This is a genomic window from Deltaproteobacteria bacterium, assembly GCA_016180855.1.
Lineage (GTDB): Bacteria > UBA10199 > UBA10199 > JACPAL01 > JACPAL01 > JACPAL01.
On the sequence record JACPAL010000005.1, the window covers coordinates 106249 to 129553 of the forward strand.

At 51.3% G+C, this 23305-nt stretch carries 19 protein-coding genes; 11 read left to right on the forward strand and 8 right to left on the reverse strand.

Annotated features, from left to right (window positions below):
• Nucleotides 1-7: 7 nt before the first annotated feature.
• The 4 genes from HYT77_03290 (at nt 8) to ispG (ending at nt 5073) form a co-directional block, all read left to right on the forward strand.
• Complete coding sequence (locus HYT77_03290) at nt 8-1897, forward strand: hypothetical protein (protein ID MBI2067019.1); 1890 nt, start codon at nt 8-10, stop codon at nt 1895-1897.
• A gap of 89 nt (nt 1898-1986) precedes the next feature.
• Nucleotides 1987-2586 carry a hypothetical protein gene (locus tag HYT77_03295; GenBank protein MBI2067020.1) on the forward strand — a complete coding sequence of 200 codons (600 nt, stop codon included), beginning with the start codon at nt 1987-1989 and terminating at the stop codon, nt 2584-2586.
• A 4-nt stretch (nt 2587-2590) separates the two neighbouring features.
• Nucleotides 2591-3949 carry a hypothetical protein gene (locus HYT77_03300; protein ID MBI2067021.1) on the forward strand — a complete coding sequence of 453 codons (1359 nt, stop codon included), beginning with the start codon at nt 2591-2593 and terminating at the stop codon, nt 3947-3949.
• Nucleotides 3946-5073 carry a (E)-4-hydroxy-3-methylbut-2-enyl-diphosphate synthase gene (gene ispG / locus HYT77_03305; GenBank protein ID MBI2067022.1) on the forward strand — a complete coding sequence of 376 codons (1128 nt, stop codon included), beginning with the start codon at nt 3946-3948 and terminating at the stop codon, nt 5071-5073. The genes HYT77_03300 and ispG overlap by 4 nt, the downstream gene beginning before the upstream one ends.
• On the opposite strand, the gene HYT77_03310 is transcribed toward ispG, so the two are convergent.
• Nucleotides 5070-6455: a TldD/PmbA family protein gene (locus tag HYT77_03310; protein ID MBI2067023.1), complete on the reverse strand. Its 1386-nt coding sequence runs from the start codon at nt 6453-6455 to the stop codon at nt 5070-5072. The genes ispG and HYT77_03310 overlap by 4 nt on opposite strands.
• 115 nt (nt 6456-6570) lie before the next feature.
• Between HYT77_03310 and HYT77_03315 the strand changes: the two genes are divergently transcribed.
• The 5 genes from HYT77_03315 (at nt 6571) to HYT77_03335 (ending at nt 13237) form a co-directional block, all read left to right on the forward strand.
• Complete coding sequence (locus HYT77_03315; protein ID MBI2067024.1) at nt 6571-8028, forward strand: CoA-acylating methylmalonate-semialdehyde dehydrogenase; 1458 nt, start codon at nt 6571-6573, stop codon at nt 8026-8028.
• A 20-nt stretch (nt 8029-8048) separates the two neighbouring features.
• Nucleotides 8049-9449 carry a dihydropyrimidinase gene (gene hydA, locus HYT77_03320; protein ID MBI2067025.1) on the forward strand — a complete coding sequence of 467 codons (1401 nt, stop codon included), beginning with the start codon at nt 8049-8051 and terminating at the stop codon, nt 9447-9449.
• 59 nt (nt 9450-9508) lie between these two features.
• Nucleotides 9509-10375 (forward strand): acyltransferase, encoded by an 867-nt coding sequence (locus HYT77_03325; GenBank protein ID MBI2067026.1) that lies wholly within the window; start codon nt 9509-9511, stop codon nt 10373-10375.
• Between the two features lie 72 nt (nt 10376-10447).
• On the forward strand, nt 10448-11761 hold the full coding sequence (locus HYT77_03330; protein ID MBI2067027.1) for an aspartate aminotransferase family protein: 1314 nt from the start codon (nt 10448-10450) through the stop codon (nt 11759-11761).
• A gap of 3 nt (nt 11762-11764) precedes the next feature.
• On the forward strand, nt 11765-13237 hold the full coding sequence (locus tag HYT77_03335; protein MBI2067028.1) for an NCS1 family nucleobase:cation symporter-1: 1473 nt from the start codon (nt 11765-11767) through the stop codon (nt 13235-13237).
• A gap of 3 nt (nt 13238-13240) precedes the next feature.
• On the opposite strand, the gene HYT77_03340 is transcribed toward HYT77_03335, so the two are convergent.
• Both HYT77_03340 and HYT77_03345 read right to left on the reverse strand, forming a co-directional pair.
• Complete coding sequence (locus tag HYT77_03340) at nt 13241-14182, reverse strand: macro domain-containing protein (GenBank protein ID MBI2067029.1); 942 nt, start codon at nt 14180-14182, stop codon at nt 13241-13243.
• A 9-nt stretch (nt 14183-14191) separates the two neighbouring features.
• Nucleotides 14192-14602, reverse strand: coding sequence for a hypothetical protein (locus HYT77_03345; GenBank protein MBI2067030.1), 411 nt, complete (start codon nt 14600-14602; stop codon nt 14192-14194).
• Between the two features lie 124 nt (nt 14603-14726).
• Between HYT77_03345 and HYT77_03350 the strand changes: the two genes are divergently transcribed.
• Nucleotides 14727-14963, forward strand: a complete 237-nt coding sequence (locus HYT77_03350; protein MBI2067031.1) for a ribbon-helix-helix protein, CopG family — start codon at nt 14727-14729, stop codon at nt 14961-14963.
• The gene (locus tag HYT77_03355; protein MBI2067032.1) at nt 14960-15379 is read left to right on the forward strand and encodes a putative toxin-antitoxin system toxin component, PIN family; all 420 of its coding nucleotides are present in this window, start codon (nt 14960-14962) and stop codon (nt 15377-15379) included. The genes HYT77_03350 and HYT77_03355 overlap by 4 nt, the downstream gene beginning before the upstream one ends.
• A 4-nt stretch (nt 15380-15383) precedes the next feature.
• On the opposite strand, the gene HYT77_03360 is transcribed toward HYT77_03355, so the two are convergent.
• From HYT77_03360 to HYT77_03380, 5 genes are all read right to left on the reverse strand, one after another.
• Nucleotides 15384-16769 carry a tyrosine phenol-lyase gene (locus HYT77_03360; protein MBI2067033.1) on the reverse strand — a complete coding sequence of 462 codons (1386 nt, stop codon included), beginning with the start codon at nt 16767-16769 and terminating at the stop codon, nt 15384-15386.
• A 54-nt stretch (nt 16770-16823) separates the two neighbouring features.
• Entirely contained in the window at nt 16824-18077 is a 1254-nt protein-coding gene (gene preA, locus HYT77_03365) for an NAD-dependent dihydropyrimidine dehydrogenase subunit PreA (GenBank protein ID MBI2067034.1), read from the reverse strand.
• Entirely contained in the window at nt 18074-19384 is a 1311-nt protein-coding gene (locus HYT77_03370) for an NAD(P)-dependent oxidoreductase (GenBank protein MBI2067035.1), read from the reverse strand. Before HYT77_03370 ends, preA begins: the two co-directional genes overlap by 4 nt.
• Before the next feature lie 151 nt (nt 19385-19535).
• Nucleotides 19536-20225: a LysM peptidoglycan-binding domain-containing protein gene (locus tag HYT77_03375; GenBank protein MBI2067036.1), complete on the reverse strand. Its 690-nt coding sequence runs from the start codon at nt 20223-20225 to the stop codon at nt 19536-19538.
• A gap of 113 nt (nt 20226-20338) precedes the next feature.
• Nucleotides 20339-23245, reverse strand: coding sequence for an HAD family phosphatase (locus HYT77_03380; GenBank protein ID MBI2067037.1), 2907 nt, complete (start codon nt 23243-23245; stop codon nt 20339-20341).
• Nucleotides 23246-23305 lie beyond the last annotated feature (60 nt).

The window sequence follows — 23305 nt, forward strand, 5'->3', positions numbered from 1 at the left end:
GCCTCTCATGAAAAGAATTCTCCTGTTGGGTCTCTTTTGGGCAGCTGGTTTGAGTCTCACTTCTTGCGCCTCCGGCTATCAGGCCAAGGTTCGACCGATCCACCAGGCGTATCAGCGTGGAAACTATGACAAGGCACTGCTTCAGATTGACCAGTTGAAGCCGAGTCCGCGCGATCGATTGCTTTATCTCCTCGACAAGGGGATGGTTCTGCAGGCGGCCGGTCGCTACGAGGAGAGCAATAAGGTGCTCACGGAGGCGGAGGATTTAAGCGAACTTTTGTCTATTAAAAGTGTCTCGCGTGAAACCGCAGCAACCTTCTGGAGCGAAGAGGCCCGGGAATATCCCGGAGATCCGCACGAACGGGTGATGATCCCTGTCGTACGGATGCTCAACTACCTCCTTTTAGGGAATTGGGACGGGGCGCTTGTGGAGCTGCGTCGTACCCTTCATCTCTTCGAAAAGGTGTATGGGGGGATCCAAAACAGTGATAACGGCTTTGTTCTTTATCTTTCATCGATCATTTGGGAGGCGGCAGGCCACCTGAATGATGCCTTGATCGACTTAAATCGTATGAATGCCGGGAAGAGTTCCGCACCCTATTATGCGAAAGACATCAAGTTTTTAAGTCAACGGCTCGGCCTTGCAGCACCACTTCCGCCTGCTGACCACCCCTCCTGGACAACGACTGCTCGCTATCGCGAGGAACGAGGGCAGTTGGTGGTCGTTGCGCCGCTCGGTCAGGCACCCATTTTTCGCTCGGAATCGGTTTCAACCGGTTACTTCACGGTCGCCATGCCGGTTTTAAAGGTCAGTACCCCGCGAATTTCCTATGCGACTGTCTCGGTCGATGGTGAGCCACGTGGCCGGACCTACCCTTTTTATCGCACCGTTGAGGAGAGCCTCAAGGCGCTTCGTGATCGTCGCAAGCAGAGCTTCAAGCGAAAAATGGCGAAGGTGACCGTTCAGACCGGTCTCTATGCCGTGAGTCAGAAGCTTCTTGATGACGACTCTACGGGAGGTCAAGTGGCCGGCCTTGGTTTGGGACTTTTGAGCCTGAGTATGTCGGCTGCTGAGAAGGCAGATGAAAGGAGCTGGATAACACTGCCCGCGGAATGGCATCTCGCCCGATTCTACCTCTCAGAGGGGGAGCATGAGGTGGTGATTTCCCCGGCTGGTGGTTCACTTCCCGACCTGATCCACACCGTTAAAATTTCGCGTGAAAAACCGACTGTTATTGTTGCCCGCTTTACGGAAGATTCTTCCGGAGGAGAGGTCATCTCCTCTGCCGGTTCCACGCGGATTCAGAAATTAAAGGAGAGGGAGGAGGAACTCGAGAGAAACGCAGGTCGGGAGACCGGTAATGGATCTCTTCTCATTGAATTGGCACGAACCCGTCTGGCGCTTGGTCAGTACGATCTGGAACCGCTGATTCTGAAAGGGATGAAGAGGGGCGGAGACCCGGGAGAGGGGATTTGGATGCTTGTCCTGTTAAATGTCGTTAAAAACGAATATAATGAGGCTCTTCGGTGGGCGGAAAAGGGAGCCGATCTGCAAGGTGGAGATAAAGATCTCTTCCGTTTCTATCGTGAGGAACTCACCTTTCTGAAAGGCTCCCAAAAGAAGACCAATTTGGGCCGTAGAATTCCAACAAACAAAAATTTTGATCTGGCGAACGGGTTCCACCACTATCTCGCTGGTCTCAATGATGAGAAGGGAAAAGATTTTGAGGCGGCCACCAAGAAATTTGTCGAGGCCTATGGCAAGGGGTTGATCGGGAAGCCGATTGAGGACAAAATAATGGCGACCTTGGAGAAGACAGAACCCAAATTCAAGAAATCAGCCGAGGGAATGGCCCTTTATGACAAATTTGCCAGGGTCTATCTCGAGACCCATTAAGGGTTAAATTTCCAAGAACAAGAGGGATTGGCGTGCTGCATATTTTTTGCTATTTTGGATTAAAATTTGTGATACAATCGGTCCCTTAAATGAAGAGACTTTTTCTGGTAGTTCTCATTTTTATTCTTCCCTCCCTCGTGGGGGGGTTCCTTGTCCTTCGTCTCAATTTGGAGCAACTGACCGTTCTGGCCGACCGGGTTTTCGTGGGGCGATGTCTTTCTGTTGAAAAGGGAAAGGATAAAAACGGTCATCCCGTTCAGTATGTCAGTTTCAAGGTGAGTGAAAATCTCAAGGGAGAGAATGGGGAGACGGTGACCTTTAAACAGGTCAGGATGGAGACTCTTCCGCTGAACGCCTACGAGTCAGCCACAACCGCTTTCAGTGGGCTCCCTCAATATCAGGTGGGGGAAGAAGCGGTGATTTTTTTGAGTGGAGAGAGTGAATTGGGTTTAACGGCGCCTGTCGGTCTCGCACAGGGTAAATTTGATATTAAAGAAGATCAGCAAGGAAAGAGGGTTGTGGTCAATGGTCTCCAAAATCAGGGGCTGCTTTTGGGGCTCCGGAAAAGCCCTCGTTTCAAAGTGATGTCGCTTTCGACCGGGGAGAAGGCGCTTCTGGATGGGAATCCCAACAAGGCAGAGATTTCTTACGACGATTTTCTCTCCTTAGTCAAAAAGCTTTCTCAGTGACATTATGAGGAATAAGATCCCGTTATTTTTGGTATCTCTTTTTATTGTCTTATCGGGTGGTCTTGAGGCGTATGGCCCTCGTTCTGTCACGAACTCCGGCAATGTTGTTAAATGGAGCCTCCCGGTTCGGATCGATCTGGAGTCGGATCTGGATGTCCGCGGGAAGGATGTGACGGCCCTGATCAATGAAGGCTTGAATCAATGGGCTGACTTGTCCGAGTCGAACGTCACCTATACGCGAGAATCACTCGGTGTGGCGGTTGATGCCGATAATGTCTGTTGTTATTTATATGATTCCGCCGCTTGTCCGAGCGGTCCCACCGATGACGGCAAAAATCCGATTGTCATTGATGATGATGGAGCTGTTGTTGCGAAATTTTTTGGCTCCTCCAACAAGCTCACAACGCTCGGTTTTGCGGCAGTGATTGCCTACGATGCGACGACGGGTGCAGCGGTGAAAGGGGAGGCGGTTTTTAATGCCGCCTGTCTTAAAGGGGTGGAGCTCGCGGATTGCACGGCGGTCAACCTCAGTTTTGCTGAGGATGATTTTATCTCGTTTATTGTGCATGAGATTGGACATTTTCTCGGGTTGAACCATGCCCAGGTTAATCTGACGGAGGCGGATAACAGTACGACATCCGATGACGACAAGATCACCACGATGTACGCCTTCTTCATTCAGGGGAATGGGTCCAACTTCAAGACACCCGAAAGGGATGATCAGGTGGGGCTTGCCTTTCTCTATCCGGAGAGCAGTTTCACCTCTTCCACGTTCATGGCGGAGGGGACTGTTTTTGATACCAACGGCACGACTGAATTTGCCTGCGCCAATGTTATTGCCAGAAGCACAACTACTGATAAGACACGTACGGATGCGGTCTCCTTTGTCTCCGGTCAGCTTTGCCCGGGTGGTACCTTCAACGATACGTGTGATGGAAACTACCAGATTCAGGGATTGAGCCCCTCCTCGAGCTACACGCTGGAGGTCGAGGCGATTAATACCAGTTTTCGAGGCTCTTCGGGTATCCCTCCCTGTGAGGCGGCCGGGGAACAGCCAACTTTTACGTCCCAAACTCGTTCTGGTTCGATCTCCGGCTCTGCTGGCGGGACCTCCAGCGCAAATAATTTTACCTTGTCCGGTACCAGTGGGAACGTGAACACCCTCCTCCTCCCCCTTGACGATGAGGATCTTCCGGAACTAGAGAGGGAGACGATATCGGACGCGATTTTGGCGATCGAGGCAAAGAGCGCTACAACAGACTGTTCCACGTCAACCACAGGGACAGACAGTGCGGATAGTGGTGATACCGCGGGGAGTAACAATAGCTCCGGTTGTTCCCTGATCCGTTCGAATCAAAAATGAGGGCATCACGAGAAATTCAGATCGGTCGCCTCCGGCTTGGGGGACAAAACCGGATTGCCATTCAGAGCATGTGTGCCACCCGCACACAGGATCTGGAAGGGACCCGTCGGCAGATCAGGATTCTGACTGAAGCGGGAGCCGATCTAATCCGGGTTGCGATTGACAGCGCCAAGGATGCCGAGGCATTGCAACAGCTTTCCCGGGAGACGGATGTTCCTCTCTCGGTCGATCTGCAGGAAAATTATCGCTTGGCTGAGGTGATCGCCCCGTTTGTCCGGAAGATTCGTTACAATCCGGGACACCTCCATCATCATGAAAGAGAGAAGTCGAACAGGGAGAAGGTTGCCTGGATCGTGGAACAGGCGTCCAAAAATAGCTGTGCCATCCGGATTGGTGTGAATTGTGGTTCGATCGATCCCGTTTGGAAGGGGCGGTATCCCGATAATAATGAGGAGGCGATTGTTGGATCTGCCGTTGAACATTGTGAGATCCTGGACCGGCTTGGGTTTAAAAATTATCTCGTCTCGCTTAAGGATTCAGACCCGGCGGAGGTGATCAAGATTAATCGCCGGTTTCATCAGGTCCGTTCCGATGTGCCGATTCATCTGGGTGTGACCGAGGCGGGTATGCCGCCCGAGGGTATTATCAAGACAAGAATCGCTTTTGAACAACTCCTCTCTCAGGGGATCGGTGATACGGTCCGGATCTCTCTGACCGTTCCATTTGATCAGAAGGGGATGGAGATCGCCGTTGCCCGTGAGATTTTGACAGATATTGCCGAGGGGCGTTTCCGTTCCGTGCCCGATTTTGGAGACCAAAAACTCAATATCATATCGTGCCCCTCCTGCTCCCGTGTGGAGAATGAAAAGTTTGTGGAACTCGCCCAGGCCGTGAAAGAGATGTCTCAGTATGCCAAGGGACATGCGGTTACGATTGCGGTCATGGGTTGCCGTGTAAACGGTCCGGGTGAAACCGATGATGCTGATTTGGGGCTCTGGTGCGGCCCCAACCTTGTGAATCTCAAGAAAAAAGAGGACTCCCTTGGTAGTTATTCTTACGAAGAGATTCTCCCCCGCCTTCGTTCTGAATTGAATCGGTTGATCTCAGAAAAACGGGCATCTTAGGCTGTTGCCCCTCCAACGACCAGCTTCGGGATTCTGATGGTGGGTTGTGCATCACCAACCGGGACCCCCTGATTATCCTTGCCGCAGGTGCCGATTCCAAAACCGGAGTCGTTGCCGACCTTGTCAATAATCTGCAAGACTTTAGGCCCATTGCCAGTCAGCGTTGCCCCGCGAACCGGATCTCCGATCTTTCCTTTATCGATCAGATACGCCTCGTTGACTTCAAAGATGAAGTCCCCGTTCACCGTATTGACCTGTCCTCCCCCCATCTTCTTGACAAAAAGTCCCCTCTCCGTGGAGCGTAAGATCTCCCCCGGGTCATCATGGCCAGGAAGGATCATCGTATTGGTCATCCGGCAGATCGGTTTATGGCGGTACGACTCACGACGACCGTTGCCGGTGGAGCGAGCCCCATTTTTCATCGCCATCCGACGGTCGAACATATAATTTTTGAGGACCCCTTTTTCAATTAAAACGGTCCGTTCGGCAGGGGTCCCCTCATCATCAAAGACAAAAGAGCCCCGCTTATTCGGAACGGTCGCGTCATCCACGACTGAGATCTTCTCATTTCCAACCGTCTGGCCGATCTTCTTGTGATAGACGGAGAGCCCCTCACAGGCCAGGTCGGCCTCTAAACCGTGTCCAACCGCCTCGTGAACCATTGTTCCTCCAGCCTCCGAAGAGAGGACAATGGGCATCGTTCCGGCGGGGGCCCTGCGGGCGCAAAGCATCCGGATCGCCTGTTCACACGCCTTTTTGGCGACCTCTTCGGGCGGATTCTCCTCCAGTAGTTCCAGACCAACAAGTCCACCGACCGGATGGTATCCGGTCTGAAGCTCTCCATTTTTACCGGCCACCACCTGAAGATAATAGAGGGTGTAGATTCGGTGGTCGCATGCCAGTTCCCCGTTGGAGTGGGCGATCTCCACCTTTTTCTGGATGTCGGCATAGAGCACCTTCACCTGTTTGATCCTTGGATCAAAACTCCAGGCAACCTCTTCACCCCTCCGGATAAACTCGCTTTTTTTCTGGAGGGAGAACCGGGACGGATCCCTCTGAATGGTGACTGTCCAAGGGGAGGGGATCGCATGAACGGTTATTGGCTCTTTGAACTTTCCCGCATGGACCGCCGAGGCGATTCGATCGGCCAATTCGAGGAGTGATCTCTCCGAGATTTCATTGGTGAAACCATAGGCTGTCTTTCCATTCCATAAGACCCGGATTCCGATGCCGGAATCAAGGGAAGGTGTGATTTTATCGAGGCGGCGCTCCTCCGAGATTAATTGGAGGGACTCTGTCTCCTCGGCATAAATCTCGGCATAGTCCCCGCCGTGAAAAAGGGCTTTCTGCAGGATTTTTTTGAGATCAAAATTTTCGATCATTGTTCCCCCCGGATGCGTACGTAACACGGGGCCTCACAAGTCGGCAACCTGAATTTCCCCGCAACCCCTTTTGAGGAGAGGTCGAATAGGTCCTTGATTAACGGAAGGGGAGTCAATGATCAAAAATTACATCAACGGCCAGTGGGGTGAGAGTCAGGGACGTGAATCGGTTGAGGTGGTGAACCCTGCCACAAAGGAGCTTTTAGATCGGTGTCCGTTAGGAACTCCTGGGGATGTTGATCGAGCGGTTCAAGCCGCATCAAGCGCCTTTGTTTCCTGGCGCAGGACGCCAGTCATTGACCGTGTTCAGCCATTTTTTCGTCTTAAGACCTTGATGGAAGAGAATCTTCCGGCGCTTGCCCGCCAAGTCACGATTGAGAATGGCAAGATCCTTGCTGAGGCGATCGGGTCAGTTCGTCGTGCGATCCAAATGGTGGAGACCGCCTGCGGGATGCCGTCCCTCATGATGGGGCAGTTCTCCGAGGACATTGCCGGAGAGATCGATTGTCTCTCTGTCCGTCAACCCATTGGCGTTTTTGCCTCAATCAACCCATTCAACTTTCCTGCCATGGTCCCGTTCTGGTTTTGGCCGTTCGCCGTTGCAGCCGGCAACACGTTCATTGTGAAACCGAGCGAGAGAGTTCCTCTCACACAAATCAAAATTTTTGAGCTTATTGAAAAGGCCGGTTTCCCCAAAGGGGTTATCAACATGGTGCAAGGAGGGAAGGAGGTTGTAAACGCCCTTCTGGCCCACCCCACTATCAAAGGCATCAGTTTTGTCGGCTCCACGCCGGTTGCCAAGTATGTTTATCAGACAGGGACGGCGAATCTGAAACGGGTTCAGGCGTTGGGCGGGGCCAAAAATTCTATGGTCGTGCTGCCGGATGCCTCACTGGAGAAGTCGGCCCGCGTTGCGTTTGAATCGATTACCGGTTGTGCGGGGGAGCGTTGTCTGGCCGGCTCAGTGGTCATTTGTGTTGGAGATGAGGTTGACCGGAAATTTCGTGATCTGGTTATCCCGATTGCGAGCGACACCATTGTGGGAAACGGGCTTGAGGCTCGGGTTCAGATGGGTCCTGTCATTTCGGAGGCGGCCAGGGAGAGGATCAAGGGGCTGATCCAATCAGCCGTCGATGAAGGAGCCGATCTCCTTCTGGATGGCCGGAAAAATTTGGGTGACCTGCCTGGTTTCTTTCTCCGCCCGACGGTCATTGGAGGTGTTCGTCCAGGGATGAGGATTGCAGAAGAGGAGATTTTTGGTCCGGTTGTCTGTCTTGCCAAGGTCGATTCATTTGACGACGCGATCCGGTGGATCAACAGCTCTCCGTATGGAAATACGACGACCCTTTTTACGACGAGTGGTGCGGCGGCGCGGAAATTCAGTTACGAAGTTGATCCGGGGATGGTCGGTATCAACATCGGTGTTCCGGCCCCGATGGCGTTCTTCTCATTTGGAGGAAGAAAGGATTCATTTTTTGGCGATGTGAAGGCGCATGGAAATCAGTGCATTAACTTTTTTACCGATACCAAGGTGATTACCGAGCGTTGGTTGAAGGATTCGAGTATTTGGTGAGGGTTTAAAAAAGAGGTTTTATGGCGACTCTCTTAATCAAGGGCGCTGAAGTGGTTACGGCGACAGATCATTACAAGGCTGATGTCTACATTGTTGGCGAACAGATCCAGACGATTGGTAAAGATCTGAGACTTTCAGCTGACCGGGTCATTGATGCAACCGGCTGTTACCTTTTTCCTGGCGGGATTGATCCCCATACCCATATGGAGCTTCCGTTCATGGGGACATTCGCAAGCGACGATTTTGAAACGGGCACCTTGGCTGGCCTGCATGGGGGGACAACAACCATTATTGATTTTGCCATCCAGACCCAGGGAGATACCCTCCATCATGCCCTGAATCAGTGGCATGAGAGGGCGGATGGAAAAGCGGTTGGCGATTATGCCTTTCACATAGGTGTCACTGATTTTAATGAAAAGAGCCGTGTCGAGATTCGGGAATTAATCGAGAAGCGAGGCGTCACTTCCTTCAAGACCTTCATGGCGTACAAAGGGGCGCTCATGATCGATGACCGCCAGATGGTGGGGCTTTTTGCTGAACTGAAGAAATATGGTGGAATTCTCACGACGCATGCCGAAAATGGTGATCTCGTTGATCACCTGATTCAAAAAAACAGGGAGGCTGGCAACAAAGCACCGAGGTTTCATCCGTTGTCACGCCCTGCAATTTGCGAGGCGGAGGCGACAGGGCGCGTTATTGATCTGGCCTACGAGGGAGGGCACCCCCTTTATATTGTGCACATGACTTGTGAAGAGGCGCTTGATCGTGTGAAGAATGCCTCCTTCCGTCGGCAGACGGTTTTGGCCGAGACCTGCATTCAATATCTGTTGCTCGATGAGTCACTTTATTTTCAGGAAGGTTTTGAGGGGGCGAAGTACGTCATGAGTCCGCCGCTCCGTAAGCAAAAAGACAGGGAGGCGTTGTGGGAGGGGGTCAATCAGGGCTTGATTTTGACCGTTGCCACGGATCATTGCCCATTCTGCATGAACCAGAAGGAGATGGGGAGGGATGATTTCTCCAAGATTCCAAACGGGGCCCCTGGCGTTGAGAACCGGATGGAACTCCTCTTCTCCGAGGGGGTTTTGAAGAACAGGATCTCTTTAAACAAGTTTGTTCAGGTCTCTTCGACCAATGCCGCAAAGATTTTCGGATTGTTCCCCAGGAAGGGAACGATTGCCGTTGGATCAGATGCTGACGTGGTTATCTTTGATCCAGAGGCCGAGCATACGCTATCTGTCAAAACCCATCACATGCGGTGTGATTACAGTGCCTATGAAGGATGGAAGGTTCGCGGAAAGTGCCGGACAACGATCTTGCGTGGTCGCGTGGTGATCGATGAAGGAAAGGTTTTTGTCGAGAGAGGGTCTGGGCAGTATTTGATGAGGAATCCTCATAACCCCCTCTTAAGGCTTCGGCCGTGAGCTCAGCCGAACGGTAAGAGGGGGTAGGGGGCGTTATGGATAATGAAGGAGATAACAACATGTCACGCATAGTCAAAGCGGCCGTTCTTCAGGTTGCAAATAAACTGGCTACGGATCTCCCCTGTGAAAAACATCGGGAGGCGATGATTGAGGCGCATCTTCCCTATATCCGGGAGGCCGGTTCCAAGGGGGTTCAGGTTCTGTGCCTTCAGGAGGTCTTTACCGGCCCTTATTTTTGTCCATCACAAGACTCCAAGTGGTACGGTCTCTCCGAAAAGATCCCCGACGGACCGACCACACAGCTCATGAAGGAGTATGCCAAAAAGTACAACATGGTCTTAATCCTCCCTCTTTATGAGGAGGAGATGACAGGAGTTTATTACAACACCGCAGCCGTGATTGACGCCGATGGAAAATATCTCGGCAAGTACCGCAAGAATCACATCCCGCAGGTCGCCGGCTTCTGGGAGAAATTTTTTTTCAAACCCGGAAATCTTGGTTATCCGGTTTTTCAGACCGCCTATGGCAAGGTTGGTGTCTACATCTGCTATGATCGTCATTTTCCCGAGGGGGCTCGGTGTCTCGGCTTGAACGGTGCCGAGGTGGTTTTCAATCCGTCCGCAACGGTTAAGGGGTTGTCCCGTTATCTTTGGGAGATAGAGCAACCGGCCCACGCCGTTGCGAATGGCTATTTCGTTGGGGCGATCAACCGGGTCGGCAAGGAAGGTCCATGGAATGTCGGTGAGTTTTACGGCTCCTCCTACTTTGTGAGTCCACGAGGGAAAATTATTGCCCAGGCCTCAGAGGACAGGGATGAATTGCTTATGGCCGATCTTAATCTGGATGAGATTCGCGAAGTGCGAGATTTGTGGCAGTTTTATCGGGATCGGCGGCCGGAGACCTACAAAACAATGGTGGAGTTATAGGATCTAAGAGGGGGTCTCCCCTTAAGATAAGGGGAGGTGGGGAGGGGATATGAAATCAGAGGGTCTATTCTGATGTTACAAAGGACCAACGAAGATCTCATTGAGAAGCGAAAAAAATATTTCGTTCCCACGGCCTACCTTTACTATCGGGAACCGATCCAGCTGGTTCGGGCCAAAGGGGTTCATGTTTGGGACGAGAAAGGAAGGGAGTATCTTGATGCAATCGGGGGAATTGTTTCGATCTCTGCCGGTCACAACCACCCACGGATCAATAAGGCACTGCTGGAGATGCTCGAGGGTGACGAAATCCAGCACACGAGTGCTATTTATCTGACACGCTATCCGGTTGAACTGGCTGAGGCATTGCTCGAAGAGGCGCCCGCCGGTTTAAATCGCGTCATGTTCACCAACTCCGGGTCGGAGGCGAACGAGTTTGCCTTCTTGGCCGCCCGCCAGGCAACGGGGGAGTCGACCGTTGTCAATCTCCGGCATGGTTATCATGGTGGGACCTCCGGGACCTTGGCCCAGTGTGGGCACCACACCTGGCGGTTTCGTTCCCAGCCGGTTGCTGCAACAACATCGGCCCTGGAACCTTATTGTTATCGATGTCCCTTTAATAAAACGCCGGACAGCTGCTCCCTGGAGTGTGCCAAGAATGTTGAAACGACGATTCAGACCACGACGCATGGAAAGATTGCCGCCTTCATTGCAGAACCGGTGATGGGCGTTGGTGGTTTTATAACGCCTCCGGATGATTATTTTCACGAAGTCGTAAAGATCGTTCATCGTTACGGCGGTCAGTATATCAGTGACGAGGTCCAGACCGGTGTCGGTCGTTCCGGCGGCTCCTTTTTCATGACAAAGGAGATTGGGATCGACGCCGATATTATCACGATGGCGAAGGGACTGGGGAACGGTGCCCCTGTCGGTGCTGTCCTTCTCAAAACGGGAGTGGTTGAGGGGATGAAGGGAAAGTTTCATTTCAATACCTTTGGCGGTGATCCGTATCAGTCACGACAGGCAACGGAGAACATTAATATTATTCGTGAGGAAAGGCTTATTCAGAATGCCCAACGGATGGGAACGAGACTCAAAGAGGGGCTTCAAGATTTGATGAAGAGGCATGAGTTGATTGGAGAGGTCAGGGGGCGTGGCCTATTGGTTGGAATTGAATTAGTCAAGGATAGAAAGACAAAGGCGTATGCCCCCGAAGAGACAGTCGAATTGATGGAGTTGTGCAAAGAGGAGGGGGTTCTTGTTGGTAAGGGAGGTCTCTTTGGTAATGTTATCAGGATAGCACCGCCGCTTTCCATCAGTAGCGATGAAATAGATTTATTAGTTCAGACCATCGACAGATCTCTTGGTAAAATTTCAAAGAAGGGGTAATTTATGGAGAACAGTCTCATCAATCCGGACATTGCACCAGTCCCGTGTGAGAAGAGGACCTGGAGCGCCTTGCACTTTTTCTCGCTCTGGGTCGGGATGGCGGTCTGTATCCCGACTTACATGCTCGCCTCGTCGCTGATTGATGGTGGGATGAATTGGTCTCAGGCGATCCTGACGGTTTTGCTGGGGAACAGCATTGTCCTGATCCCGATGATCTTAAATGGCCATGTCGGTGTGAAATATGGGATTCCTTACCCTGTCTTTGCCCGGGCCAGTTTTGGAATCCGTGGTTCAAATATCGCGGCGATGCTTCGGGCGATCGTTGCGTGTGGCTGGTTTGGGATCCAGACCTGGATTGGCGGCGCGGCGATTTACAGTGCTGTTCTTGTCCTCTGGCCGGAGGCGGCAAATCTTCCAACGGTCCTGCCGGAATTTATTGGTGTCGGGCTCGTTCCGTTTCTCTGCTTCCTTCTTTTTTGGCTGATCAACCTCTATTTTATCTGGAAGGGGACCGAATCGATCAAATGGCTCGAGACTGCCTGTGCGCCGTTTCTGATCCTCTGTGGATTGGCCCTGCTTGGTTGGGCGATCATGAAGGCGGATGGATTGGGACCGATCTTGTCCTCTCCGTCCCGGTTTGAGACCTCCGATGCCTTTTGGGCCTTTTTTGTCCCCGGTCTGACCGGAATGGTCGGCTTTTGGGCAACGCTCAGTCTGAACATTACCGACTTTACGCGGTATGCGGCGAATCAGAAGTCTCAGGTCGTAGGGCAGGCGTTAGGGCTGCCAACGACGATGACCCTTTTTGCCTTTATCGGGGTTGTTGTAACGAGTGCGACGGTTATTCTCTATGGCGAGGCGATCTGGGATCCCGTCCTGTTGGTCCGGCGGTTTGATTCTCCAATGATCGTTCTGGTCTCAATGTTTGCCGTTTTGATCGCCACGCTGTCCACCAATGTGGCGGCGAATGTTGTGGGACCGGCCAATGACTTTTCTAATTTGAGCCCTTCCCGCATCAGTTTCAAGCAGGGGGGGTATATCACCGGACTGATCGGGATTTTGATGATGCCGTGGAAACTGGTGAAAGATCCGTCGGGATACATCTTTACCTGGCTGATCGGCTACTCGGCACTGCTCGGGCCGATTGGAGGGATTCTCCTCGTTGATTACTATCTTGTCCGACGATGTGAACTCTCCGTCAACGATCTCTATCGCCGGGGTGGGGCCTATTGGTACAGAAATGGGATTAACTGGAGGGCGGTTGTTGCATTTCTTTTAGGTGTCTTGCCGAACCTTCCCGGCTTTTTGACCCAGGTAAAGGTTCTCGATCTCTCTAACTACCCTCTGTTGATTTCATTCTATCACTACGCCTGGTTCATCGGCTTCTTCCTCGCAGGGGTCAGTTACTATCTCTTCTCACTGATTGAGCGGACAGAAGCAGAGGGAGAGACTGAAACCGAAGAGGTGACGGTTTAGTTCTTATGACAGCTTTACTCGGTCGCCCGCTTCTGCTTCCGCTAACCAACGGATTAGGTCAAAGGTTCGTCCCGGTCCTCGTGCCATCGACATCGCTGTTGGATCTTGAGTCCCCAGAGTTAGAATTCTTGAAAAAACTTCATAAGTCTGAGGGTCGCCATAAATAGCGATAATGATTTTTTGGGGTATAGTGTTCGGTTTTGCAAGTCGGAATTGTTCTACGGCGTGGAGGATCGTCCAAGCAGACTGGGCTGGTGTTAGTTTGCCAATGATGCCTGTCCCCAAAGCAGGAATGACAACTGAATCAATTCGATGTTCGCTCGCGGTTTGAAGGGCACTGAGTACAGATTTTAATATGGTGAATGCTTCGTCTTGCGGTGTTCCAGGGTTTCCAACACTCACGACATTAAGAAGATATTTTGACTGACCCCCTCCACTTTGAGTCAGAGTACAAGTGCCCCAGGGAACGTCAATGCCCCGATTTCGATTGATATCGGCAATTCTGGCATAATCCCTCATTCCCTGGACGGCACCTGATCGGTAGATAGCAGCCCCAACACCGCCATTGGAGGCACCGCCTTTAAAATGTGGGACAACATAGGCATCGGCCTTAATCGTTGTCATGTCCCCCATAATAATGGCGGTCTCTTCGCCGGTGTTTACCCCTGCCTTAATAGTTTTTGTTTTAATGCCACAACGTTCCAGTAAAGCTGCAAGGGTATCAGTGCTTCCTGTTACCCCAGAAGGAGATCGTCTTGACCAAAGCGTTCCTGCAACAAAAGCGGTTCCGGCAATAAAAGAGAGGGTATTTATTATAGTTCTATTTTTGGCGTAAAAGGAGAGGAGGATTTCTCTAATTTCTCCGCCTGAAGAATGATCCCCGGAATCAGTTATCGGGTTTTTTGGGGAAGCGCCGGGTTTTTGAGCAATTGTGATAACGCTCATAAAATTACTTTATCCTCTCAAGAGGCCTGCAAGACCGCCAAGATGGCCCGTCTCATGCAGGACAACATCAGAATCAGCCAATCTTCCCCCAGAAAAAACCATTGTGCCACCAGGGGTGAAAAAGGCGTTCAGACCCGTTGCTGCAAATAAATCATCCCCCTCAACAACTAAGCCATCTACTCCTAACCTATCCACGTCTCTCCATAGAGCACCTGCGACAGAGCTTCGAAGAGCACCAACTTTTCGGGCAAGAGCGGTTTCAACTGGTTCAAAAAAGAGTGTATCTCCATCAATCACCCGGGTAACGACCTGACCTGTATGTCGACTAAAAGGGCCTGTCGGTTTTAATAAAACCGCTTCTAGCTTTGTGATCAATCTCAATGCCTCAAAACCAGCTCCTATTCTTCGCATGAGTGACATAGTCCCTCCCTTTTATTTTTTAAGTGCCGAGTAGCTGGTTTTGTTTTCGGGGGGGGCAAGAAATGTTGCGAAGCATTTCTTATCTTGATATTATTTTTTAACAATACTATTATTAATATCTGTTATGAGTAAAACCATCTCTACCAGCATCTCACTCCCACTCCCTCTGGAAAAGGCCGTTCAAAAGGAGGCCCGGGCGGAGCATCGGACCAAGAGCGGGTTCATCCAGGAGGCTATCCGCTATTACCTGGAGGCCAAGCGATGGAAGAGACTGCAAAGAGAGACGGCGGAACGGGCACGTCAGCTCGGAATTCGTTCCGAAGAAGATGTTGAAGAGCTCGTTGACTCGGTACGCACGTGAAGATCGTTTGTGATACCAATGTTCTTATTTCCGCCTACATCTTTCCGGGCGGGCCTCCAGAGGAGATAATCAATCTAGCAAGGGTCAAGGAGGTTACGCTCTGTATTTCACCTGACATTGTGACTGAATTCAAAAAAGTCCTTCTCATGAAATTCAAGCATACTGAGAGAGAGGCGGATGACCGTGTGGAACGCCTGACACAGATTTCCGAGATCGTTTATCCCAAGGAAAGAATAAGTCTCATTCAGAGAAAAGATTCCGATAACCGGATTCTGGAGTGTGCCCAAGCGGCTGAGGTTGATTACCTGGTTTCTGGAGACAAGAGGGACATTCTCCCACTTGGAAAAATTGGTCAAACCGAGATCCTAACGGCTACCGTATTTCTCGAAAGATACAAAGAACGAAATACTCGCTAACGGTTTAAGAATCCAGTGGTTCAAAACGGGCCTGGAAGAACCGCAGGTATTTTGGTTCATAAACCATCCGGAGTCCGCGAATTTTTTCTCTCCGGTTCCAGACCGCCTCTACGGCCTCTACCGTTACGTCACAGTGGGCCTGCGTGTAAACACGGCGTGGAAAGGTTAACCGAACAAGTTCAAGCGCCGGATAGTGATGATCCCCCGTCTTGCTGTCTCTTCCAGCGGATACGATGCCACGCTCCATAGAGCGGATTCCGGATTCCCGATAGAGCTCTGAGGCGAGCGCCTGGGCCGGGAATGAGGTTTGTGGAAGGTGGGGAAGAAAGCGCTTGGCATCAAGAAAAACCGCATGTCCACCGATCGGGACGATAATCGGGATGCCCTGCTCGATCAGTCTTTCTCCGACATACTCCACCTGACCGATCCGGGCCTGGATATGCTCCTCCTTGACGGCCTCTTCCATTCCACGTGCCATCGCCTCCATATCACGCCCCGCCATCCCTCCATAGGTATGGAGCCCCTCATAGATCACGACGAGATTTCTCGCCTCCTCAAAGAGGGCCTCGTCATTGAGGGCCAGAAAACCGCCGATATTAACCAGGAGATCCTTTTTGGCACTGACGGTGGCCCCGTCCGTGTAAGAACAGATCTCCTTAAGAATTGAGGCGATGCTCCTGTTTTCATATCCAGGCTCTCTCACACGGATAAAATGGGCATTTTCTATCGCACGGGTGGCGTCAAAAATGATTTTGATGCCGTGGTGGGCCGTTAACTCTCGAACCGCCCGAAGATTTTTGATTGAGATCGGTTGACCTCCGGCCATATTGACCGTGGCGGCAACCGTGACATAAGGGATCCGGTTGGGTCCCACCTTTTTGATAAGATCTCCAAGCTTCTGGAGATCAATATTTCCTTTGAACGGGTGTTCGGAGGTAGCGTTGTGGGCCTCGTCGATGATCACATCGACAAAGGTTCCTCCGACCAGCTCCTGATGGAGCCGCGTTGTCGTAAAATACATGTTGCCGGGGATGAAGTCGCCCGGCTTGATCAGGAGTTTTGAGATCAGATGTTCGGCGCCTCTCCCCTGGTGGGTCGGAATGAGATAACGATACCCGTAATAAGTCCGCATGTTTCGTTCCAAGGCGTAAAAATTCCGGCTTCCGGCATACGCCTCGTCGCCGAGCATCATCCCGGCCCACTGATAATCACTCATCGCATTGGTGCCGCTGTCGGTGAGCAGATCGATATAGACATCCTCCGCCCGTAGCAGAAAGGTATTGTAGCCAGCCTCCCGAAGACGCTCTTCCCGCTCTTCAGGTGACGTCTTTTTCAGGAGCTCAACGACCTTGATCCGAAACGGCTCAGCCCATGAACGCTTATGGAGCATGCTCCGGTCCTATCCTGTTTTGAGGCTCTCTTCAAGAACTTCAGATAGGCAACGTCAGGCGGTTTTTCGGAGCGGGTTTTTCGGGTGATCGGGCCAGGTCAATTTGGGGAGGCCTCGATCAATAGAAACCATCGTGATACAATCCTCCACCGGGCAGACGTGACTGCAGAGATTGCAGCCGACGCAATGATCTTCAATAATCTCTGGGATACGGGAGCCGGGGTTCAAACGGATCGATTGATGGGCCCCATCCTCACAGGCGATGTAACAAAGCTGGCAGGCAATACACTTTTTCTCATCAATATGGGCGATCACCTTGTAATTTAAATCAAGATTTTCCCATCGCCGGAGTTTCTTGGCCGCGATGCCTGTTAAATCGGTTGGGCGCCGCATCCCTTTTTCCTCAAGATAATTTGAAAACCCGTCGATCAAGTCGGTTACGATCCGGAAACCGTAATGCATCACGGCAGTGCAGACCTGAACGGTCGAGGCGCCCATCAGGAAAAATTCAACGCAATCGGCCCAGGTCTCGATACCGCCGATACCGGAGATCGGGAGCTTGAAGTCAGGGTGGTTGTAAAGCTCGGAGACCATATTCAGGGCGATCGGTTTGACCGCCGGACCGCAGTAACCGCCATGGCTTGAAAAGCCGCCGACACGAGGGTTCGGTTCCATCGTTTTCAGGTCAATGCCAGTGACCGAATTGATGGTGTTGATCAGTGAAACGGCGTCGGCCCCACCCCGTTGTGCCGCGAGTCCTGCGGCGGTGATATCCGTGATGTTGGGAGTCAGTTTGACAATGACCGGTTTGGTCGCCGCCTCTTTCACCCATGAGGTGATCTTTTCGGCGACAGCCGGATTCTGGCCAACGGCTGATCCCATGCCCCGCTCGCACATCCCGTGGGGACAGCCGTAGTTCAGCTCAAAACCGTCCACACCGACATCCTCACACCGCCTGATGCCGTCGTGCCATTCCTCTTTCCCCTCGAACATGAGTGAGGCGATCAACGCATGATGGGGGAAGTTCTTTTTGACCTCGGCCATTTCAGCCAGGTTTGCCTCGAGAGGTCGATCGGTAATCAGCTCAATGTTGTTGAATCCCATCATCCGCTTGTCACGGTAATGAAGGGCCCCGTACCGACTGGAGACATTGACAATCGGTTGGCCCAGGGTCTTCCAGACGGCCCCACCCCAACCGGAGCGGAACGCCTTCATGACCTGATACCCTGTGTTGGTTGGTGGCGCCGAGGCGAGCCAGAAAGGGTTTGGGGATTTGATTCCGGCAAAATTAACATTGAGATCGATCATAAAAGTTTCCTCTTAAAATAGGAGTCAATCCCTCGTGCGGCTTCACGCCCATGGGCGACCGCATGGACCACCTCCTTGCCGCCGTTGACGCAGTCACCACCGGCAAAATATCTCTCATTCGTCGTTTCAAAATCTTTGTTCACCTTGATCTTTCCATTCTCCAATTCCAGGCCGGGGATCGATTTTAAAAAGGAGAGTTGTTTTTCCTGGCCGGTCGCGAAAATGACCATGTCGCATGAGAGGAGGCCCCCCTCACCCCATCCCTCTCCCTCGAGGGGAGAGGGTGATAATTGAATACCTTCAACTTTCTTGTTCCCAAGGATTTCTACCGGCGTTGCCTGGAATATCAGCTGAACCCCATGTTGTCTCGCCAGTTCCACCTCAAAATCGTAGGCGCTCATCTTGTCTTCAGTTCGGCGGTACACGAGAGTCACTTGGCTTCCAAGCTTTGCTGATTCAACCGCGGCGTCGATTGCTGTGTTGCCACCACCGATCACAACAACGCGACGCCCTATCGGTACCCTGAGATTGTTCTTTCTCAAGTTGTAGATGAAGTCGGAGGCGGCGAAGGCCCCTTCTTTTTCAATGCCGGGCAGGGGAGGGGGCCTGGTCTCCCCAAGACCAATCCCGATAAAAATGGCATCAAATCTCTTCTCAAGCGGTTTCAAGGCATTGGTTTCAATCTGTTGGCCTGTTTTGATCTCAAAACCGATTTCGGCAACATAGGCGACTTCACGATCGGAGCTTTGATTGGAATATTTGTAGGGTGCGACGCCGTAACGATTTAAACCACCTGCCTTTTCACTCGCCTCAAAAACAACCGCTTCATGTCCCAGAACAGTCAATTCATGGGCACAGGCAAGACCTGCGGGACCGGCGCCAAGGATCGCAACCCTCCGGCCGGAAGGTCTTCCCTTTTTGAAGAAATGGATGTTTTGGTCGATCGTCTTCGCTGTGGCGTAGCCTTGAAGTCGTCCGATCTCTATCGGGTTCTTGTTCATTCCTAAATAAACGCACGACCCTTCGCACAAGACCTCCGTCGGGCAGACATCGGCGCAGGATTGCCCCAGAATATTCTGGGTAAAAATTGTCTTGGCGGCCCCTTTCGGATTTCGGGTCATGATCTGCCGGATGAACATAGGAATATCGATAGAGGTCGGGCAGGCGTTGATGCAGGGGGCATCGTGGCAAAAGAGACAACGGGACGCCTCCCCCATCGCCTCCTGATCGGTCATTCGGGGCTTAATCTTGGCGAATCTCTCTTGAAGTTCCTGTTCGGAAAGAGTTGGTAGTGGTATCCCCGCCATGATGCTTGTTTAATCGATTTTCAGGCGGGGTGGTTGTGTTAAAACTGGGCTGTTTGCAGGTAGTCAATAGGACCAGTGTGCTGGAGTTTATCCGCCTCCGCCAGAAAACCCTGCCGTCTTGCGGCGGAGAGATTCATTGCTTTGCGCACTACTACCACTTACCAAACAAATGAGACAGGTCGACTGTCACTCCAAAGTCAACTCTTTCTCCACCTACTTCATGGCCTAAACCAAGTGTAAGTCCAAGACGAGGTGCTTCGCATCCAAGTGAAGAATTGCCGGTATTAAATCCGCAGTTGAATACGGGCTCCGCTGCTGAATATTCTGCACAGTTCTCCTCAGCAGAGGTTCTCCTTACCCTGACCTTATCTCCCGGATAGATCCAGTTTCCTTCGGCATCCCGTTTTGGACCCCCTGGGGTTTGTGTCGTTAGGTGAGGGTTTTCTTCCAAAACTTGTTTTAAAACTTGATCATTCCTGCCGGCAATCTCTCCCAAAGTATCACCTTTTCTAACAATAACGACTACCCGATCCTGAATAAGAGCCTTTGCGGCGGCCAGTTTTTCTGGGGCAATAGAGCCCCGTTTTACTCGATCAGCGTTGTGGCAATAAGCCCCTTCGCTTTCACTACAATACTTGGTGAAGAATTTATCGCCATTGTTCGTGATTTCTACCTGGGTAGTTGTCCCTATGGCATTCGTTTGAGTTGCCTTGATTCCTCCCTCACGGGTAATCCTAATGGTGGCACAATCGGGGAGATCAGTTCCTAATGCCTCCCCAATTGACTCAACATGAGATTGGGCTTCTTCGGTACAATGGCCGATTGGTTTAGTGACACTCATAGGTAACCTCCTTCAAAATTATTGGCTGTTTTATTATCGTATCTGGCGTCAGTCCGGGTGCCTTAAAAACAACATAATTCCTACGCAGAAAATTGATCATTATTTTCAAGCAGTTAAATAGAGTATGACTGATCAATCAGTTTCAAGATCTCAGGGCCGTTTACGGTCCAATCATGGAGAAGGTAGTGGGCACCGCTTGTGACTAAAGGATAACTTCGATAATCCCAATCTTTTCCACGTCCTTGAGGAATACCAAAGTTAATTCCACCGGCCTCTGATACAGACATCATCCCATCTGGGGTATCATTAAAGAAAAGGATCTGCGCTCCTGGATATTTTTTCCGGACCCTCTCTACCACCGCCTCCCGAAATCGATGCCGATCCAAAGTCCCCTGAAAAGATTCTTTTGTCAGGATATCCTCCTCTTGAAACAGGCGGAGGATTCCACTTTCGGCAAGCTGGTCTACTGTTCTTTTGCGTGGTGTATGGGCGAATGTTCCAGCCACCATCGGAACACCTTTGGCATGAAGAGCCTGTAAAAATTCGACCGCCCCTGGCAGCGCCTCGAGAGGTGAATGAAGCCCCACATTTCTTCTTTCCTCCTGAAATAATTTTTGGACCTCATCAACGGTTGTTCCTGCCTTAAGGGCGGCGACTCTTTGCAAGACTTCACTGTCGGTGGCGCCATAGGTTATCCCTTCCATCAAATGGGTGACAGCCTCATCATCGAGTCGTTCATCAAGCCGCTGACAAACACGTCCCATCGCCTTTTTCCAGTTCGGTTTTGCCAACGTTCCATGCAGATCAAAAATCGCTATAACAGGCTGTTGGATCGAAGGGACTTCTTCTCGTACACGAACCAGACCTCTTCTTGTAATAACATCATTTGCTTCTGGTTCTGACATCCCCACCGGCAGAATTTGGCCCTGTTCGTTGGTTCGAATGTAGGCGCTCTTAAAGTTTTCTGGGAGGATGGCGTAGACATCGTTGTTGCCCAGAGAGACCAAAACACTTCCGGTCGGGGCATAGGCCCAAGCACCCCACGGTGAACGATATCGAATCGGCTTTGTTATCTTGACCATCTTGGTTGCTGTTGAACGAGGCCGATAAATAGCCTCACGTAGACCATCCTCGACGTAATAGCGTGCCCTAAATTTTGTATCGCTCAAGAAGTATTTATCCCCTTGGCTTGTGGTGATCTTCCAATCCCCCTCATTGGCAATATTGAAAGTCGATCGAAATTTTCCATTTTGACTGATTGTCTCCAACATTTCTCCAGTCTTTGCCCGTTCAGCGCGAACTGGTTCGATCTTCTTGCCCCAGAAGAATTCAGAATCAAGCCAGTCTGCATTTGGTTTCTCAGCAGAGAAATCGATTGCTGAAGGTTCGATGCGCAGGAAACGGTCACGGTCTTCCCGATCCCATCCGATGATCGAATTTCGGTTGTTCCGTCCTTCTGCATCGCGGGCAACCCATGTCCAGCCCTCATAATCAAAAATTGGTTTCCCCTCTTTGCCAACAACCCGATTGATTCCATTTCCTATTCGGTTCAACTTGTCTCGACTAAACTGGATCTTGACGAAGGTCCGAACAATTGGACGATTTGTTCTGTTCGTGTCCGGAGTATGAATATCATAGGGTGTCATTCGGAGCAGCTCATAGGGCTTATAAGTAAGAGGAGTTTTGCCGTCAGCCAGGCGGTCAAACTGTTTTAGTACCGCTCTGAAATTGGTTGCATCGACCCCATCCAGAGGAAAAGGGCCTGGTAGAAACAACGTTGGGAGATCATCACAGACGACGTAGGTATTGTCGCAGATGACCCGCCGGGTCAAATCACTTGTTTCAGGAGAGACAAATGCGTCTCCGTGCCAACCGACCCGTCGCTGCGCCTTGCCCGGTTGAACCGTTTTTTGATCGACAGTGAAATAGACATAGTAGCTATCGTCGAAGTCAGGGTTAATGGCTCGCTCATGTTCGACAGCCCGTTGAATTACTTCTTGATATTGTGCGAACGCCCTTGGAATTGCCCATCCCTTGCCCGGCATTCGAATCGCCATGTCCAAAACCCTGAGTTCGCGTTGATGACTAAATCTTCTCTTGTCCTGAAGGGTGCCAACCCGAGAGGGGAGGTGTTCACGGTGGTATTGAGTTGTATCCCACGTCACCATTGTGAGAAGTTTTTGAGGGTCGGAGTATCCGGGATTTAGCTCCAGAGCTCGATGACGAATCTGTTCACGGTGATCTACCGGAAACGGTTTTTCCAAAAAAGAGGTGTCAATCCCTTCTTCCCAGAGTTGGTCAGTGATCGATTGGCGGTATCTTGATTCGAGATTTAATGTTTTTGTCCGAACCCTGCCTTGTCCGACCATCCAGGCGGTATCAAGATACTCCAGAAAGATTCCTTGGACAGTCCGGTCTTCAGAAAAAGGATTGGGCGTTCTGTTGTTTATCTTATGGCTAGTAAAGCGAGCGGCCATCCCTCCAAGCATCAGTAGAGCTCCCATAGCCAAAAATCGACCGACGGCTATCCCCCAGGTTTTTCCACCTGTCTTAAGTGGTTTTTTGAAGATCGACAAAGGAGTCGGATTCGCTATCCCAAAGAAAAAGAGAGTCGACGTTTGCAGGATTGCCCGGTGGATTCCCCCCTCCAGCCACTCCGTCTTAAGATTCTCCCAGGACCATCCCCCCTCTCGGTTAAAGGTGGTGAGAGCGCCTGTCCCAATCTCTTCTGTTAATACGGGCAGGAGAAAGGAGAGCGCTCGTCCCTGTCCGCGACTGATTCTCCATCCAACGAGGGAGAGAAAATCACCTGCCAGGCCGAAGCTGCCCACAGTGATAGCGTTTTTAAAAAGAGAACCGATTTTTAAACGTTCTCGGACGGCCTGAAAAAAATGATCCCAGTTTTCAGGTTCCCCGGTTTGAAGGCTTTGTGTCTCCCTTTGAGAGTATCGGTATTCACCCGAACCGCCATAAGGACGGAGGAGTTGGTCAATCCCATTTAGTAAAGGGGCTGAAGGCATCAGTGGGTTTATTCTCGACACGACCTCAAAATTAGTTGTGAAATGATCTTAAAACTGTTT